Origin of the sequence: Micromonospora sp. DT63, assembly GCF_049841615.1 — a bacterium.
GTDB lineage: Bacteria > Actinomycetota > Actinomycetes > Mycobacteriales > Micromonosporaceae > Micromonospora.
Map to the genome: position 1 here is coordinate 354,323 of NZ_JBNCKQ010000006.1, position 14,819 is coordinate 369,141.

General features: G+C 71.9%; 13 protein-coding genes. 3 read left to right on the top strand and 10 right to left on the bottom strand.

The window, feature by feature from the left end; all coding sequences use genetic code 11:
- Nucleotides 1–160 precede the first annotated feature (160 nt).
- The 7 genes from ACLQ27_RS23085 to ACLQ27_RS23115 form a co-directional block, all read right to left on the bottom strand.
- Nucleotides 161–1,222 carry an ABC transporter permease gene (locus ACLQ27_RS23085; protein WP_234583569.1) on the bottom strand — a complete coding sequence of 354 codons (1,062 nt, stop codon included), beginning with the start codon at nucleotides 1,220–1,222 and terminating at the stop codon, nucleotides 161–163.
- Complete coding sequence (locus ACLQ27_RS23090) at nucleotides 1,219–2,112, bottom strand: ABC transporter ATP-binding protein (RefSeq protein ID WP_357497547.1); 894 nt, start codon at nucleotides 2,110–2,112, stop codon at nucleotides 1,219–1,221. Before ACLQ27_RS23090 ends, ACLQ27_RS23085 begins: the two co-directional genes overlap by 4 nt.
- A gap of 81 nt (nucleotides 2,113–2,193) precedes the next feature.
- A complete protein-coding gene (locus tag ACLQ27_RS23095) occupies nucleotides 2,194–2,883 on the bottom strand; it encodes a response regulator transcription factor (RefSeq protein WP_357497549.1) in 690 nt (229 codons plus the stop codon).
- A complete protein-coding gene (locus ACLQ27_RS23100) occupies nucleotides 2,880–4,208 on the bottom strand; it encodes a sensor histidine kinase (RefSeq protein ID WP_357575631.1) in 1,329 nt (442 codons plus the stop codon). Before ACLQ27_RS23100 ends, ACLQ27_RS23095 begins: the two co-directional genes overlap by 4 nt.
- 117 nt (nucleotides 4,209–4,325) lie before the next feature.
- On the bottom strand, nucleotides 4,326–5,273 hold the full coding sequence (locus tag ACLQ27_RS23105) for a permease prefix domain 1-containing protein (RefSeq protein ID WP_357497553.1): 948 nt from the start codon (nucleotides 5,271–5,273) through the stop codon (nucleotides 4,326–4,328).
- A complete protein-coding gene (locus tag ACLQ27_RS23110; RefSeq protein ID WP_357497555.1) occupies nucleotides 5,270–5,611 on the bottom strand; it encodes a PadR family transcriptional regulator in 342 nt (113 codons plus the stop codon). The genes ACLQ27_RS23105 and ACLQ27_RS23110 overlap by 4 nt, the downstream gene beginning before the upstream one ends.
- Nucleotides 5,612–5,960: 349 nt before the next feature.
- Nucleotides 5,961–6,560, bottom strand: coding sequence for a hypothetical protein (locus ACLQ27_RS23115; RefSeq protein ID WP_425868572.1), 600 nt, complete (start codon nucleotides 6,558–6,560; stop codon nucleotides 5,961–5,963).
- 122 nt (nucleotides 6,561–6,682) lie between these two features.
- Between ACLQ27_RS23115 and ACLQ27_RS23120 the strand changes: the two genes are divergently transcribed.
- Both ACLQ27_RS23120 and ACLQ27_RS23125 read left to right on the top strand, forming a co-directional pair.
- Nucleotides 6,683–8,101 (top strand): serine/threonine-protein kinase, encoded by a 1,419-nt coding sequence (locus ACLQ27_RS23120; RefSeq protein ID WP_425868574.1) that lies wholly within the window; start codon nucleotides 6,683–6,685, stop codon nucleotides 8,099–8,101.
- A gap of 50 nt (nucleotides 8,102–8,151) precedes the next feature.
- The gene (locus ACLQ27_RS23125) at nucleotides 8,152–9,333 is read left to right on the top strand and encodes a low temperature requirement protein A (protein WP_357497559.1); all 1,182 of its coding nucleotides are present in this window, start codon (nucleotides 8,152–8,154) and stop codon (nucleotides 9,331–9,333) included.
- Here the strand turns inward: ACLQ27_RS23125 and ACLQ27_RS23130 are convergent.
- The 3 genes from ACLQ27_RS23130 to ACLQ27_RS23140 form a co-directional block, all read right to left on the bottom strand.
- Nucleotides 9,330–9,869 carry a hypothetical protein gene (locus ACLQ27_RS23130; RefSeq protein ID WP_357497561.1) on the bottom strand — a complete coding sequence of 180 codons (540 nt, stop codon included), beginning with the start codon at nucleotides 9,867–9,869 and terminating at the stop codon, nucleotides 9,330–9,332. The genes ACLQ27_RS23125 and ACLQ27_RS23130 overlap by 4 nt on opposite strands.
- Nucleotides 9,866–10,405, bottom strand: a complete 540-nt coding sequence (locus ACLQ27_RS23135; protein ID WP_357575626.1) for an RNA polymerase sigma factor — start codon at nucleotides 10,403–10,405, stop codon at nucleotides 9,866–9,868. Before ACLQ27_RS23135 ends, ACLQ27_RS23130 begins: the two co-directional genes overlap by 4 nt.
- 90 nt (nucleotides 10,406–10,495) lie before the next feature.
- Nucleotides 10,496–11,116, bottom strand: a complete 621-nt coding sequence (locus tag ACLQ27_RS23140; RefSeq protein WP_357497565.1) for an L-threonylcarbamoyladenylate synthase — start codon at nucleotides 11,114–11,116, stop codon at nucleotides 10,496–10,498.
- Nucleotides 11,117–11,281: 165 nt separating this feature from the next.
- Between ACLQ27_RS23140 and dnaE the strand changes: the two genes are divergently transcribed.
- A complete protein-coding gene (gene dnaE, locus ACLQ27_RS23145) occupies nucleotides 11,282–14,812 on the top strand; it encodes a DNA polymerase III subunit alpha (protein WP_357497567.1) in 3,531 nt (1,176 codons plus the stop codon).
- The last annotated feature ends 7 nt before the right edge of the window (nucleotides 14,813–14,819 follow it).

Sequence of the window (14,819 nt, forward strand, 5' to 3'; positions counted from 1 at the left end):
GACGACCAGGTCGTTGCCGGGAGGATCGGCTCACCGTAGGAACGCCAGTGGCGTTCGCAGCCACCGAACGGGTGTGCGGACCGGTGCCGTACGGGCGGGGGAACGGCGACGGGCGCCGGTGTCCGCTCGGGACACCGACGCCCGTGTGGGCCGTCGCCGGTCAGCCGATGCTCTCGCGCTCCCGCCAGGCGGCGCGCAGCGAGGTCCGGCCGTTGGTCCGCAGCAGCGAACCCTCGTAGACGCGGGCACCGGCGACCAGGAAGGCGCCGGCGGCGACCAGCAGGATGGCCAGCGACACGATCGGCTCCCAGCCGGCAGCGTCGCCGGTGAACAGCCGCAGGGGCATCGCCGTGGGCGACGAGAACGGCAGGTACGACAGCACCCGCATCGCTGTCGCGTTGTCGTTCAGGAAGATCACCGCGAAGAACGGCAGCATGACGGCGAGCTGCACCGGCGTCGACACGCCGGCGATGTCCTCCTGGCGGTTGACCAGGGCGCCGGCCGCCGCCCACATCGCGGCCAGCAGCACGAAGCCGAGCAGGAAGAACGGCACGAACCAGCCGATCGCCGGAGCGAGCAGGGTGAGCAGGTCCCCGCTGTCGCCGATCCGCATGCCGAGGACGGCCACGAGACCGATCAGCGCGATCTGCCCGAGCGCCAGGATGCCCCCGGCGATCACCTTGCCGGCCAGCAGCGCCCGTACCGGCACGGCCGCGACCAGGATCTCCACGATCCGGGTCTGCTTCTCCTCGGTGACGCTCTGCGCGATCTGCAGGCCGAAGGTCTGCGAGGTGATGAAGAAGACGAACGCGAAGACGAACGGCACCAGGAACGCCACCACCGGATCGACCGCGTCGGGGTCGAGGAGGCGCACCGGCGGCGCGGTGCTCAGCGCCCGGACCACCTCGTCGGGGGCCTCGTCCATGGCGAGCACCTCCGGACCGCTGACGACCGCGGCGTCCACGTCCCCGTCGCGGACGGCCTGCTCGGCGGCGCCGTCGTCGGCCACCACCCGGACGTCGAGCCCGGCGGCGCGCAGCGGGCCGGCCGCGTCCTGGGTGACGGCCACGCTCTTCGGACCGCCAGAGAGCAACGGCGGCAGGATGGTGCCGGCGGCCGCGATCACGAGGAAGAAGAGCGTGCCGAACAGGAAGGTGCGGTCGCGCAGCTTGACCCGGATCTCGCGTTCGGCGACCAGCCGGGTGGCCTGGGTGACGTTCACTGGGTGACCTCTCGGAAGATCTCGGTGAGCGAGGGGCTGACCGGGCGGAAGGCGCGGACCGGGCCGCGGGCGAGGGCCGCGTGCAGGATGGGCTGCTCGTCGGCGCCGACCGGCAGGTCGAAGACCGCCCGCGCGCCGTCCAGCTCGACCAGGGTGACGCCGGGCTGGTCGCGGATCCAGCCGGCGTCGGTCGCCACCACCAGCTCGAAGCGGGGCGAGGTGTACGAGTCGCGCAGCTGCGTACGACTGCCGGCGGCCCGGATCACCCCGTCATTGATGATCACCAGGTCGTCGCAGAGGCGCTCGACCACGTCGAGTTGGTGACTGGAGAACAGCACCGGCGCCCCGGCGGCGGCGCGTTCGCGCAACACGGCGACGACCGTGTCGACGGCGAGGGGGTCGAGGCCGGAGAACGGCTCGTCGAGCACCAGCACCTCGGGGTCGTGCACCAGCGCGGCGGCGATCTGGGCCCGCTGCTGGTTGCCCAGCGACAGCGTCTCCAGCAGGTCGTCGCCGCGTTCGCCGAGCCCGACCCGCTCCAGCAGGGCATCCGTGGCGCGGCGGGCGGCGGGGGCGTCCAGACCGTGCAACCGGCCCAGGTAGGTCACCTGCTCCCGTGCGGTCATCTTGGGATACAGGCCCCGTTCCTCCGGCATGTAGCCGAAGCGGCGGCGGTCCTGCCGGGTGAGCTTCGCGCCACCCCAGCTCACCTCGCCGGCGTCGGGGGCGAGCACACCCAGGATGATCCGCATGGTGGTGGTCTTGCCGGCGCCGTTGGCGCCGACGAAGCCGGTCATCCGGCCGGCGGCCACCTCGAAGGACACGTTCTTGAGCACCTGCCGGTCGCCGAAGCTGCGGTCGACGCCGTCGAGTTGGAGCGTTCTCGTCACGCGTCCACGCTAGATCGAACGCGTCGGCCCGCCGTCCGTCCGAGGGCTGAGCCGCGAGGTCCGTCGTGCGACGGACACCGGTCACCCGCCGGGGCGGACCACCCCGTTCTCGTACGCGAACACCACCGCCTGGACCCGGTCGCGTAGGCCCAGTTTCGCCAGCACCCGACTCACGTGTGTCTTCACCGTCGCCTCGCCCAGGCACATGGTCGTGGCGATCTCGGCGTTGCTCGACCCGGCGGCGAGCAGCACCAGCACCTCCCGCTCCCGTGGGGTCAGCTCGCCAAGCGCGGCCTCGGCGTCGGCCCCCCGGTGCGCGGTGCCCGCCGGATCACCGGGACGGGCGAACGTGGAGATCACCCGGCGGGTGATCTCCGGGGCGAGCAGACCGTCGCCCCGGGCCAGCACCCGGATCGCCTCGATCAGCTCCTCGGGTGTGCCGTTCTTGAGCAGGAAACCGCTGGCCCCGGCCCGCAGCGCGGTGAAGAGGTAGTCGTCGCGGTCGAAGGTCGTGAGGATCAGCACCGCCGGAGCGCCGGGCCCGTCGTCGGTGATCCGCCGAGTGGCCTCCAGCCCGTCCATGCCGGGCATCTCCACGTCCATCAACACCACGTCGGGGCGCGTGGCGCGGGCCATGGTGACGGCCCGCGCGCCGTCGGCTGCCTCACCGACCACGGTGATGTCGTCCTCCACCTCCAGGATGATCCGGAAGCCGGTGCGCACGAGATGCTGGTCGTCGGCGAGCAGCACCCGGATCGGTGCGGCGCTCACGACGACCGCCCCGCCCCGGCCGTCAACGACCGCCCGTCTCCGGTCTCGCGCTGCCGGCCGATCGCCGGATCCGCGAGCGGGAATCGGGCGCGGACCCGCCAGCCCCCACCGACCCGGGGGCCGGCCTCCAGCTCGCCGTCGTGCGCGGTGACCCGCTCGCGCATCCCGATCAGGCCGAGCCCGGCGGCACCGGCCCGGCGGCCGGTCCGTCCGTCGTCGGTCACGTCCACCTCCACCTCCCGGGCCAGGTAGCGGACCCGCACATCCAGCAGATCCGCCCCGGCGTGCTTCAGGGTGTTGGTCACCGCCTCCTGCGTCACCCGGTAGGCCGCCTGCGACACCGACTCGGGCAGTGCGACGGGCTCGCCGTACACCCCGAGGGTTGCCGTCAGGCCCGCGGCCCGCGCCCGTTCGACCAGCTCGTCGATCCGCTCGACGTCGCCGGGCGCGGGCCGCTCGACGTCGCTGTCGCCGGAGGCGCGCAGCACGCCGAGCATCCGGCGCAGCTCGTCGACGGCGGTGCGGGCGCTCTGCTCGATGGCGGCGAGCGCCGTGCGGGCCTTGCCCGGGTCACGGTCGAACACCCGGCGGCAGGCGGACGCCTGCACCCCCATCACCGACACGTGGTGGGCGACGACGTCGTGCAGCTCCCGGGCGATCCGGACCCGTTCGCCGAGCACGGCCCGTTCCCGGCCCTCGGCCTGGGACCGGCGCAGCTCCTCGGCCTGTTCGCACAGCTCGTGCTCACGTCGCGCGGCCACCCAGGCGGTCTCGCCGAAGAAGTACGCGAACCCGAAGACCAGCATGTTGACCAGGACGCCGCTGACCATCGCGGCGAGCACCGGCGGCACCGGACCTACCGCGCCGTCGAAGGCGCCGGGCGGGATGTGGTCGATCGTCACCGCGTAGTAGACGCCCAGCCAGGCGAACATCGTGGCGATCACGCCGATCCGCAGCCGGCGGGCCGTCTGGTGGTTCGGTCCCCAGGCGCCCATCGTATAGAGGGCGCAGAACAGGGCCCACGCGGAGAACTGGGTCTCCGGCGCCGACCGGGCCTGCGCGGCGATGAACGCCACCGCGACGACCAGCAGGGTGGCGGCCGGCCAGCGCCGCCGCCCGACCAGCGGAAGCGTCACCGCGACGGTCCAGAACAGCTGCTCCGGCCCGGACGGCGGTGGCCCCAGCAGGAACGCCCCGGTGCTGCGGGCCAGGGTGAGGCTGACCAGCGCCAGCCCGGTCACCGCGAGCCCGATCCACAGGTCTATCCGCCGCTGCTCGGCCGTCGGGCCCGGACGGCGCCACTCGTCGCGCTGTGCCTCGGTCATCCGGGAACGATGCCACGTCGCCGGCCGCGTCCGCTATCCGGACGGAGCGGCGGTGACAGCGCCGACGTGCGGCGGCCCGGCGCGGTGTCCGCGTCGGGCCGCCGTGTCCGTTGTCGCTCAGATTGTCTGGCGGCGGGACTTGAGGGCCGTGTCGACCAGGTCCCACACCAGCACCAGGGCGGCGCCGAGCGCGATGAGAGCGTTGAGGAGGCTGCGGTTGTCCGCGTCCGCCAGCCAGCTCAGCCGCTCACCGAGGGCCGGGTTGAGCAGCGCGTCGGAGAGCGCCAGCCCGACCAGCGACGCCGTGAACGCCAGGTTGAGCAGCGCCTTCACCGCGAACAGCGTCCAGTTCCAGCGTCCGATCCGGTACTTGACGATTTCGAACACCGCGATGGCGACCAGCACGACGATCAGCGCCGGCAGCCAGAACGACCAGAGCGCCGGGTCGAGGACGGGGATGTTGTCGCCGTTGCCGGCGCGTACCCACGAGTGGTAGTGCTGCAGGGGCAGGTAGCCGATGGTCAGCCCCAGCATGGCCACCGACGCGATGGTGTCGACGAGCGAGACGTGGCGGTGCGCGGGGACGTCGGGCAGCTCGTCGACGGTCCAGTCGGGCAGGTCGACGGTGGGCTGGGACCTCTCGATGAGGACGAAGGTCAGGGTGAGCCAGAAGCTGATGTGCACGGCGACATGCAGGGCGACGACGATGCCAGGCCCGATGGCGCCGAAGCCGTTGCCCTCGACCACCTTGACGACCGCGACCACCGTGCCGGCGAGCGCCGGGATGAAGCTGAGCAGCAGCTTCAGCAGCCGCAGCCAGACCAGGTAGTAGGTGGGGCCGATGAGCTGGAGCCGGCGATCGGCGTAGCGGGCGGCCAACCGGTCGGGGTTGCCCAGTTCGGTGAGCACCTCCCGCTCGGCGGCTGCCGCCTCCTCGCCGCCCCCGGTCCGATCCTCGATCATGTCCTCGATCGAGGCGCGCAGCTCGGTCGCGATCTCGTCGCGACGCTGGGCGGGCACCGAGCGCAGGGTGGCGGCCAGATAGCGGTCGGTCAGGGTGTTCATCGGTCCACTCCTTGGATCAGCCCGGTGATGGAGGTCTGTACGGCGGCGAGGTCGTCGAGGAGGCGGCTCAGCATCGACTCGCCCTCGTCGCTGGTCCGGTAGAACTTGCGCGGCCGGCTCTCCTCGGTGTTCCACTCGCTGGTCAGCAGGCCCTGGTCCTCCAGGCGTCGCAGCAGCGGGTAGAGCGTGTTGGCGTCGACCGGAAAGCCGTGGTCGGTGAGCCGTTGCAGCAGTGCGTAGCCGTAGTCCGGCCGGCGGAGCGCGACCAGGCTGGCCACCACGACGGTGCCCCGACGCAACTCCTGTAGGTGCGTCTTCAGAACGTCCTCGCTAACCATGTGTCACACCATACTGTGTGGCACACAGTGTTGTCCATCCCGATATTGATGTGACTGCCGACAACGGTGTGACGGAGGCTGGCTGGGCGCGGCCTGACGCCCGGGCGCCGTCCGGGCTGGATCAGCGCTGCGGGCAGCAGCAGGGGGCGCCGACCGGGTGCTGTCGGCCCTTTGCTCTGCTTCAACCCAGGCAACACCTGCGGCCCTTCGCTGTTGCCTGGGTTGAAGCAGAGCAAAGGAGGCATGGCGATGCCGCCGGGCCGGCCTGGCTGCGGGGACGGCCACCGCCCGGTCAGGCAGCAGGGTGGGGCGCCCGGTACGGACCGGACGCCCCGAGATCTGACCCGGATCAGCAGGCCGAGCCCTGCCGGAAGTTCCGCTCGACGAAGCTGGCCGGGCCGACCTGGAAGTAGCCCACGCCCGGCCGGATCGGGTGCCCGGTGAACAGCTCCACCCGCGACCCGACCCGGACCAGGTACGCCTCGGCGTCCCCCGCGTCGTTGCGGATCAGCGACCCGCGCGGGCCGTAGATCGCCTCCAACTCCGCGAAGGACATGCCGACCCGGGCCCCGGCAGGCGACTGCGGCGGTGCGGTGGCCGTACCGATCTCCACCAGCCGACCGGCACGGAAGGCGAGCAGCAGGACACCCGCCCAGGAACCCGTCACGCCGGTGTGCACCACCCCGTCGCAGCCCGGCGCGGTCCAGTCGATGCGGCCGGCCGCGGTGAGCGCGGCCAGGCTGGCGCCGATCCGGTACACGCCGGCGCCGCCGACGTTGAGCACCTGCGGGTGGTCGTGTCCGACGGTGGCGGCGAGCGGACCGCGCGCCGAGCCGGGCGCGGCGCCACCGGCCGGCGGCGCCGCCGAGGCCGGGCCCGCGGCGATCACCGCGACGAGCGTGCTGAGCGCCAGCGCGGCGGTGGTGCGAAGGATCGAGGGACGGTTCATGGTGTGCTCCTTCGGTGATGGGTCTCCTGCCCTGTTAGTCACCGCGCCGGCGTCAGCGGTTCGTCGGGTTTCCGACCGGCCCGGTCTACTGTGAAGAGACCGTGCTGGCCGGGGGTGACACCGTGACGGCTCCGCAGCGGATCGGGCCGTACGCCGTCGAGCGACTGCTGGGCGTCGGCTCGTTCGCGACGGTCTGGTTGGGCTACGACGCGGTGCTCGACGCGCGTGTGGCGATCAAGGTGCTGGCCGAGAACTGGAGCCACGACCTGCGGGTCCGGGAACGCTTCCTCGACGAGGCCCGGCTGTTGCGCCGCCTGGAGCACGAGCGGCTGATCCGGGTGCACACCGTCGGTGAGTTGCCCGACGGCCGGCCGTACGCGGTCCTGGCCTGGGCGGACCGGGGGAGCCTGCGGGACCGCCTCGCCACCGGCGAGATCCCCGCGCCGACCGCGCTGCGGCTGCTCGGCGAGGTCTGCGCCGGGGTCGCCGTGCTGCACCGGCACGGGGTCGTGCACCGGGACCTCACCCCGGGCAACGTCCTGTTCCGCTCCACCGGGCCGGACGCGCCCGAAGCGGTGCTGATCGCCGACCTCGGCCTGGCCAAGGCGCTCGCCACCGCCTCGGGGCTGACCGCCCGGGCCGGCACCCCCGGTTACATGGCCCCCGAGCAGGACGACCCGGGCGCGGTGGTCGACACGCGCGCCGACGTGTACGGGCTCGGCCGGCTTGGCGTCCGGCTGCTGGCCGCCGACCCGTCCGGCACGCACCCGGCCCGACCCGACTCGCCGCACGCCCCGCGGATCCGACTCCGCGACGGCCTGCCACCGGGTATCGCGGCGGTGCTCGCCCGGGCCACCGCGTACGACCCGGCCGACCGTTATTCCGACGCCGCGGCCCTGCACGCCGCGTTGGCCCGCGCGAGCGACCCGGTGCGGGAACCGGCCGACCTGGTCGCCGCGAGCGCACGGCGGCGACCAGCACCGCGCCGTGCACGCCGGTCCCTGCTGACCGGGGTGGCCGTCGTGACCGCCGTCGCGGTGGGCCAGGTCGCCGCCGAACCGGGTGGCACCGGATCGGTTCGGTCGGTCGGTGGCACGTACACGACCGGGCCGCTGACCGTGGCGCTGCCACCCGGCTGGTCCGCCACGGGGACGACCTGGGCCGGCCAGTACAGCGCCGACGGCGAACCCGAACCGGGCCTGGTGATGTCGCCGCGACCCCGCCGCTGGGCCGCCGACGCCCGACTGCCCGGCGCGTTCGTCGGCCTCTCCGCCGCCACGGCGGCACGCACCACACCGGCCGGATTCCTGGCCGAGCGGACACACGGGGACTGCGCGCCCGCGCCGGCCCGCACCACCCAACAGGCGGGCGTCGAATGGACGGTGGTCCGCTACGTCTGCGACCAGGGCCGGCCGCAGATCGTCGAGTCGGCCGCCCTGCACCCCGGCGGCCCCGCCCTGGTGTACGTGCAGATCGCCCCACCGCCGGGCAGCGGTCCCGACTTCGTGGACACCCTGCTCGCCGGCGTACGCCTGCGGTAGGTGCGGCGGAACGCGCCCGGCGGCAGCCCGTCGGGTGTGAAGCTGTCACCGTGGCGGAGAAGCGCGAGCCGGTGGGCGCCGGCGCGCGTCGCGCGCCGATCCGAGCGCCGGACGGGTCGCAGCGTACGGATCTGCTGGAGCTGTTCTTCGATCTCGCCCTCGTCGCCGGTCTGACGATGACCTCGCGCAAGATGGCAGCCGACCAGAGCTGGACCGGCATCGTCCAGGCGCTGGTCCTGCTGTCGACGCTGTTCGCGGTGTGGGTGACCACCACGTTGATCACCGACAGCTACAGCCCGCGGAGGCGGCCGGTCCCGCTGCTGATCCTGGGCAGCATGTTCGGGCTGATGCTGATGTCCGCCGCGCTGCCCACGGCGTTCGGCGACCACGGGTTGGTCTTCGGCGGCACCTGGGTCGTGATCTTCCTGGTCCGGGGGCTGGCGCTCGTCTGGTCCCTGCGGGGGCGGCGGGAGCAGGAGCGTCCCGTACGCGCCCTGATCTGGGACGTCGGCTCGGGGAGCCTCTGGGTGGCGGGCGCTCTGGTGGCCGATCGCGACTGGCGGCTCGGACTGTGGCTGGCCGCGCTGACGGCGGACTACACCGCGTACGGGTTGCGCTTTCCGATTCCCGGTCGGCCGCCGCTGCCGCGCTACCAGGTGGTGCCGGAACACCTCGCCGAGCGCTACCAGCAGATCTACATCCTGTCGCTGGGTGAACTGGTCCTGGTCAGCGTCCTGAGCCTGGGCCACCAGCCGTTCACCGCGGATCGGGTGGCCGCCTTCGGCGCCGCGTTCCTCACGGCCGCGGTGCTCTGGTGGAGCTACGCCCGGGGTGCCGGCGCGACCCTGCGGGCCGCGATCGAGTCGTCGCCCCACCCGACCCGGCTGGTGCAGACCAACCCGTACGCCCACTGGCTCATGATCGCCGGTGTGGTCGGCACGGCCGCCGGTGTCGAACGGATCATCGAGCAGCCCGGTGAGCGACCGGGCGGCCCGATGACCGCGCTCATCCTGGGCGGCGCCGGACTGGTGCTGTGCGGTCGGGCGGTGCTTGAGTACGAGGTCTACGAGCGGCTGTCGATGTTCCACGTCGTCGGCGTCGTCGTGACGATCGCGCTGGCCCTGGTCGCGCCGCACCTGCCCGGTCTGGCGGTGGGCGTCGCCGCCGGTCTGGTGCTGGCGGGGGTCGCCGCCGCCGAGTTCCTCCGGGTCCGGCGCCGGTCCACCGGCTAGCGGACCACAACGGTGATGGTGTGGTCCCGGCCCTCCTTCGGGATCGTCACGGCGACGGTGCCGGTGCGGACGAAGCGGACGTCCACCACGCCCGCCTCGTACTGCTGGGAGACCAGCTCCGGGCGGTCCACGGTGACGAGCCCCGGCCCGATGCCCTGGATCCGCAGCACCGCGCCGGTGGCGAAGCAGAGCGACCGCAGCAGCTCGATCTCGGTCTCGGCGAGCGGCAGGTCGTAGCGGACCGCGCCCTGACAGGCCGGGGTCGCGGCGGCGGTCGGCGGGGGAGTCGTCCGGGGCGTACCCCTTGTCCTGCTGGGTGCGGGCGGTGCGGCGGGCGGGCGCCCGCTGGTCGGCGGCGGCCGGGACGGCGAAGCGGTGGGCGCGGCGATCGCGGAGGTCGCCGCGGGTGCCGGCGTCGAACGGGTCGGACCGGGCGGTTGGACGGGCAGCGGCGAGACGGCGTCGGCGCCGCAGGCCGCGACCCCGACGGTGGCGGCGAGGACGACGGCGAGCCGGCGGAACGACGCCCGGCTCATCCGGCGCCGAGCCGTTGCCGGACCTGCCGCCGGGCCAGGTGCAACCGGGACTTCACGGTGCCCACCGGCACGTCGAGCAGGGCGGCGATCTCGGGGTAGCTCAGCCCGAGGACGTCGCGCAGGGCCACCACCTCGGCGTGGTCGGGGTGGACCGAGTCGAACGCGTCGAGCAGGTCGAGGCGGGTGCCCGCGACCACGCTGGTCCGTCGGGGATCGGCCTGGTCGGGCACCGGAACGCCGCCGGCCTCCAGTCGACAGCGGCGGAGCAGCGTGCGGTACGTGGAGCGGGCCCGGTTGGCGGCCAGCCGGTGCAGCCAGGTACGGAACGAGGAGCGACCCTCGAACCGGGTGATGCCGCCGGCCAGCGCCAGGAGCGTGTCCTGGCAGGCTTCCTCGGCGTCCTGGCGGTTGGGCAGGAACCGGGCGCACAGCCGCAGCACCTCCGGACGTGCCGCGACCAGCAGGGCGTCCAACGCCGCGGAGTCACCCTGCGCGGCGCGGCGGGCCAGGGCGTCGAGGTCGTCCGGAGCAGGCATGCCGGGTGTCCAATGCTCGCCGGTGCCGATCCTCAATCGTACGGCCGTCGACCCGCGGCTGCCCTCCTCCGGTCCGCCAACCGACCCGCGCTACTCGAACCGGGACACGTCCCCCGCGCCCCGGCGCAGGATCTCCGGCTCGGGCCCGGACAGGTCGATCACCGTCGTCGGTTCCTTGCCGCAGTCGCCGGCGTCGAGCACCGCGTCGAGCTGGTGGTCGAGCCGTTCCTTGATCTCCCAGCCCTGGGTCATCGGCTCGTCCTCACCGGGCAGCGCCAGCGTGCTCGACACCAGCGGCTCGCCCAACTCGGCCAGCAGCGCCTGGGTCACGGTGTGCCGGGGCACCCGCACGCCGACGGTGCGCTTGCGCGGGTGCAGCATCCGGCGCGGCACCTCCTTGGTGGCCGGCAGGATGAACGTGTAGCTGCCCGGCGTGGACGCCTTCACCAGCCGGAAGACCGCGTTGTTGATCTGCACGAACTGGCCGAGCTGCGCGAAGTCCCGGCAGACCAGGGTGAAGTGGTGCCGGTCGTCGAGGTGGCGGATCTGGCGGATCCGGTCCAGGCCGTCCTGGTTGCCCAACTGGATGCCGAGCGCGTAGCAGGAGTCCGTCGGGTACGCGACCAGCCCACCGCCGCGGATCAGGTCGGCAACCTGGCCGATGATCCGGGGCTGCGGGTTTTCCGGGTGTACGTCGTAGTACCTCGCCATGTGCACGAGCCTAGGCTCTCGCCCGTCGGCATGTCCCGTCGCTCAGCCGACGAGACGCGGGCCACGGCCGTCGGCGCGGACGGTGGAGCCACCGAGATCACCTCGGTAGGGTAGGTGCCGGTCGGCTCCGACCACCGAGATCCACACCGCCGGGGGGCGCCAGGCATGGCTGATTCGTTCGCGCATCTGCACGTGCACACCGAGTACTCGATGCTCGACGGAGCGGCCCGGTTGAAGGACCTGTTCGCCGAGGCCAACCGGCTGGGCATGCCGGCGGTGGCGATCACCGACCACGGCAACATGCACGGCGCGAACGACTTCTACAACCAGGCGATGGCCGCCGGGATCACCCCGATCCTGGGCGTCGAGGCGTACGTGGCGCCGGAGTCGCGCTATCACAAGGCGCGGGTCAAGTGGGGTCGGCCGGAGCAGAAGAGCGACGACATCTCCGGTAACGGCGCGATCACCCACAAGACGATGTGGGCGAAGAACGCGCAGGGCCTGAAGAACCTGTTCACCCTCAACTCGCGCGCGTCCATGGAGGGGCACTATGTCAAGTGGCCCCGGATGGACATGGAGCTGATCGCCGAGCACGCCGAGGGCATCATGGCGACCACCGGCTGCCCGTCCGGCGCGGTGCAGACCCGGCTGCGGCTGGGGCAGTTCGACGAGGCGCTCAAGGTCGCCGCGAGCTACCAGGACATCTTCGGCAAGGACAACTACTTCCTGGAGATCATGGATCACGGCCTCTCCATCGAGAGTCGGGTCCGTGAGGGGCTGACCGAGATCGCCCGCAAGCTGGACATCCCACCGGTCGTCACCAACGACTCGCACTACACGCACGAGGCCCAGGCGACCGCCCACGACGTGCTGCTGTGTGTGCAGACCGGCAGCAACATCGACGACCCGAACCGCTTCCGCTTCGAGGGCGGCGGCTACTTCGTCAAGAGCGCCGACCAGATGCGGGCGGTCGACTCGTCCGAGCTGTGGCAGCAGGGCTGCCGCAACACCCTGCTGGTGGCCGAGAAGGTCGACCCGAAGGGCATGTTCGAGTTCCACAACCTGATGCCGCGCTTCCCGGTGCCCGAGGGCGAGACGGAGGAGTCCTGGTTCCGCAAGGAGACCTTCGCCGGGCTGGCCCGCCGCTACCCGAACGGCATCCCCGAGGGGCACGTCGTCCAGGCCGAGTACGAGCTGGGCGTCATCAACCAGATGGGTTTCCCGTCGTACTTCCTCGTGGTCGCCGACTTCATCCAGTGGGCGAAGAAGCAGGGCATCGCGGTGGGTCCGGGCCGTGGTTCGGCCGCCGGCTCGCTCGTGGCGTACGCGCTGGGCATCACCGACCTGGACCCGATCCAGCACGGCCTGATCTTCGAGCGGTTCCTCAACCCCGAGCGGGTCTCGATGCCGGATGTCGACATCGACTTCGACGAGCGTCGGCGCGGTGAGGTGATCAAGTACGTCACCGACAAGTGGGGTGAGGACAAGGTCGCCCAGATCGCCACGTTCGGCACGATCAAGGCGAAGGCCGCGATCAAGGACTCGGCGCGGGTGCTGGGTTTCCCGTACGCGGTCGGTGACCGGATCACCAAGGCGATGCCACCGGCAGTGATGGGCAAGGACATCCCGCTGACCGGCATCTTCGACCCGAAGCACCCGCGCTACGCCGAGGCCGGCGAGATCCGGGGCCTGTACGACTCCGACCCGGACGTCCGCAAGGTGATCGACACGGCCAAGGGCATCGAGGGGCTGATCCGGCAGACAGGTGTGCACGCCGCAGGCGTCATCATGTCCGCCGAGCCGATCATCGAGCACATCCCGTTGATGCGCCGCGACGCCGACGGGGCGATCATCACGCAGTTCGACTACCCGACGTGTGAGTCGCTCGGGCTGCTGAAGATGGACTTCCTCGGCCTGCGCAACCTGACGATCATCGACGACGCGGTCAAGAACATCGAGCTGAACCACGGCCTCAAGCTCGACCTGTTGGGCCTGCCGCTGGACGACAAGGCCGCGTACGAGCTGCTGGCCCGCGGTGACACCCTGGGCGTGTTCCAGCTCGACGGTGGGCCGATGCGGTCGCTGCTGCGCCTGATGAAGCCGGACAACTTCGAGGACATCTCCGCCGTCCTGGCGTTGTACCGGCCGGGCCCGATGGGCGTCGACTCGCACACCAACTACGCGCTGCGCAAGAACGGCCTCCAGGAGATCACGCCGATCCACCCGGAGCTGGAGGAGCCGCTGCGGGAGATCCTGGCGCCCACCCACGGCCTGATCGTCTACCAGGAGCAGGTGCAGCGCGCCGCGCAGATCCTCGCCGGCTACACCCTCGGTCAGGCGGACCTGCTGCGCCGGGCGATGGGTAAGAAGAAGAAGGAAATCCTCGACAAGGAGTTCATCCCGTTCCGGGACGGCTGCCGCGAGCGCGGCTACTCCGACGAGGCGATCCAGGCCGTGTGGGACGTGCTGGTGCCGTTCGCCGGGTACGCCTTCAACAAGGCGCACTCCGCCGCGTACGGCCTGGTGTCCTACTGGACCGCGTACCTGAAGGCGCACTACCCGGCCGAGTACATGGCCGGGCTGCTCACGTCCGTCGGTGACGACAAGGACAAGATGGCGCTGTACCTGTCCGAGTGCCGCCGGATGCGCATCCAGGTGCTGCCGCCGGACGTGAACACGTCGGCCGGGCCGTTCACGCCGGTCGGCAAGGACATCCGCTTCGGCCTGGCCGCGGTCCGCAACGTCGGCGCGAACGTCGTCGCCTCGATCATGCGGTGCCGCCAGGAGAAGGGCGACTACACCGACTTCTACGACTTCCTGTCCAAGGTGGACGCGGTGGTCTGCAACAAGAAGACAATCGAATCGCTGATCAAGGCGGGCGCGTTCGACTCGATGCAGCACCCCCGCAAGGGCCTGCTCGCGGTGCACGCCGACGCCATCGACGCGTACGCCGACGTCAAGCGCAAGGAGGCCGTCGGCCAGTACGACCTGTTCGGCGCCGGCTTCGGCGACGCCGACACCGGCAGCACGACGGTGATGCCGGTCATCGGCGACAGCGAGTGGGACAAGCGCGACAAGCTGGCCTTCGAGCGGGAGATGCTCGGCCTGTACGTCTCCGACCACCCCCTGTTCGGCCTGGAACACATCCTCGGCGCGGCGGCCGACACCACAATCGCGTCCCTCGCCGAGGACGGCGCGGTGCCCGACGGGGCGGTCGTCACCCTCGCCGGCATCCTCTCCGGCGTGCAGCGAAGGGTCACCAAGCAGGGCCGCGCCTGGGCGTCGGCCACCCTCGAAGACCTGGCCGGTGGGGTGGAGACGCTGTTCTTCCCCAACACGTACGAGGTGATCGGGCAGTACATCGCCGAGGACGCGATCGTGGTGGTCAAGGGCCGGGTGGACCGGCGCGACGACACCCCACGGATCATGGCGATGGACATGTCCATGCCGGACGTCAGCACCAGCGCCACCAACAAGCCCGTCACCCTCACCATCCCGGTGCACCGCTGCACGCCGCCGCTTGTGGAACGGCTCAAGGAGACCCTGGTCCTGCACCCCGGCGACACCGAGGTGCACGTCAAGCTGCTCAACGGCGGTCGCACCACCACCCTGCGGCTGGGCCCGTTCCGGGTGGCGGCGACGACCGCGCTGATGGGTGACCTGAAGAGCGTCCTCGGCCCGGCCAACGTGAGCTGAGCCGGCG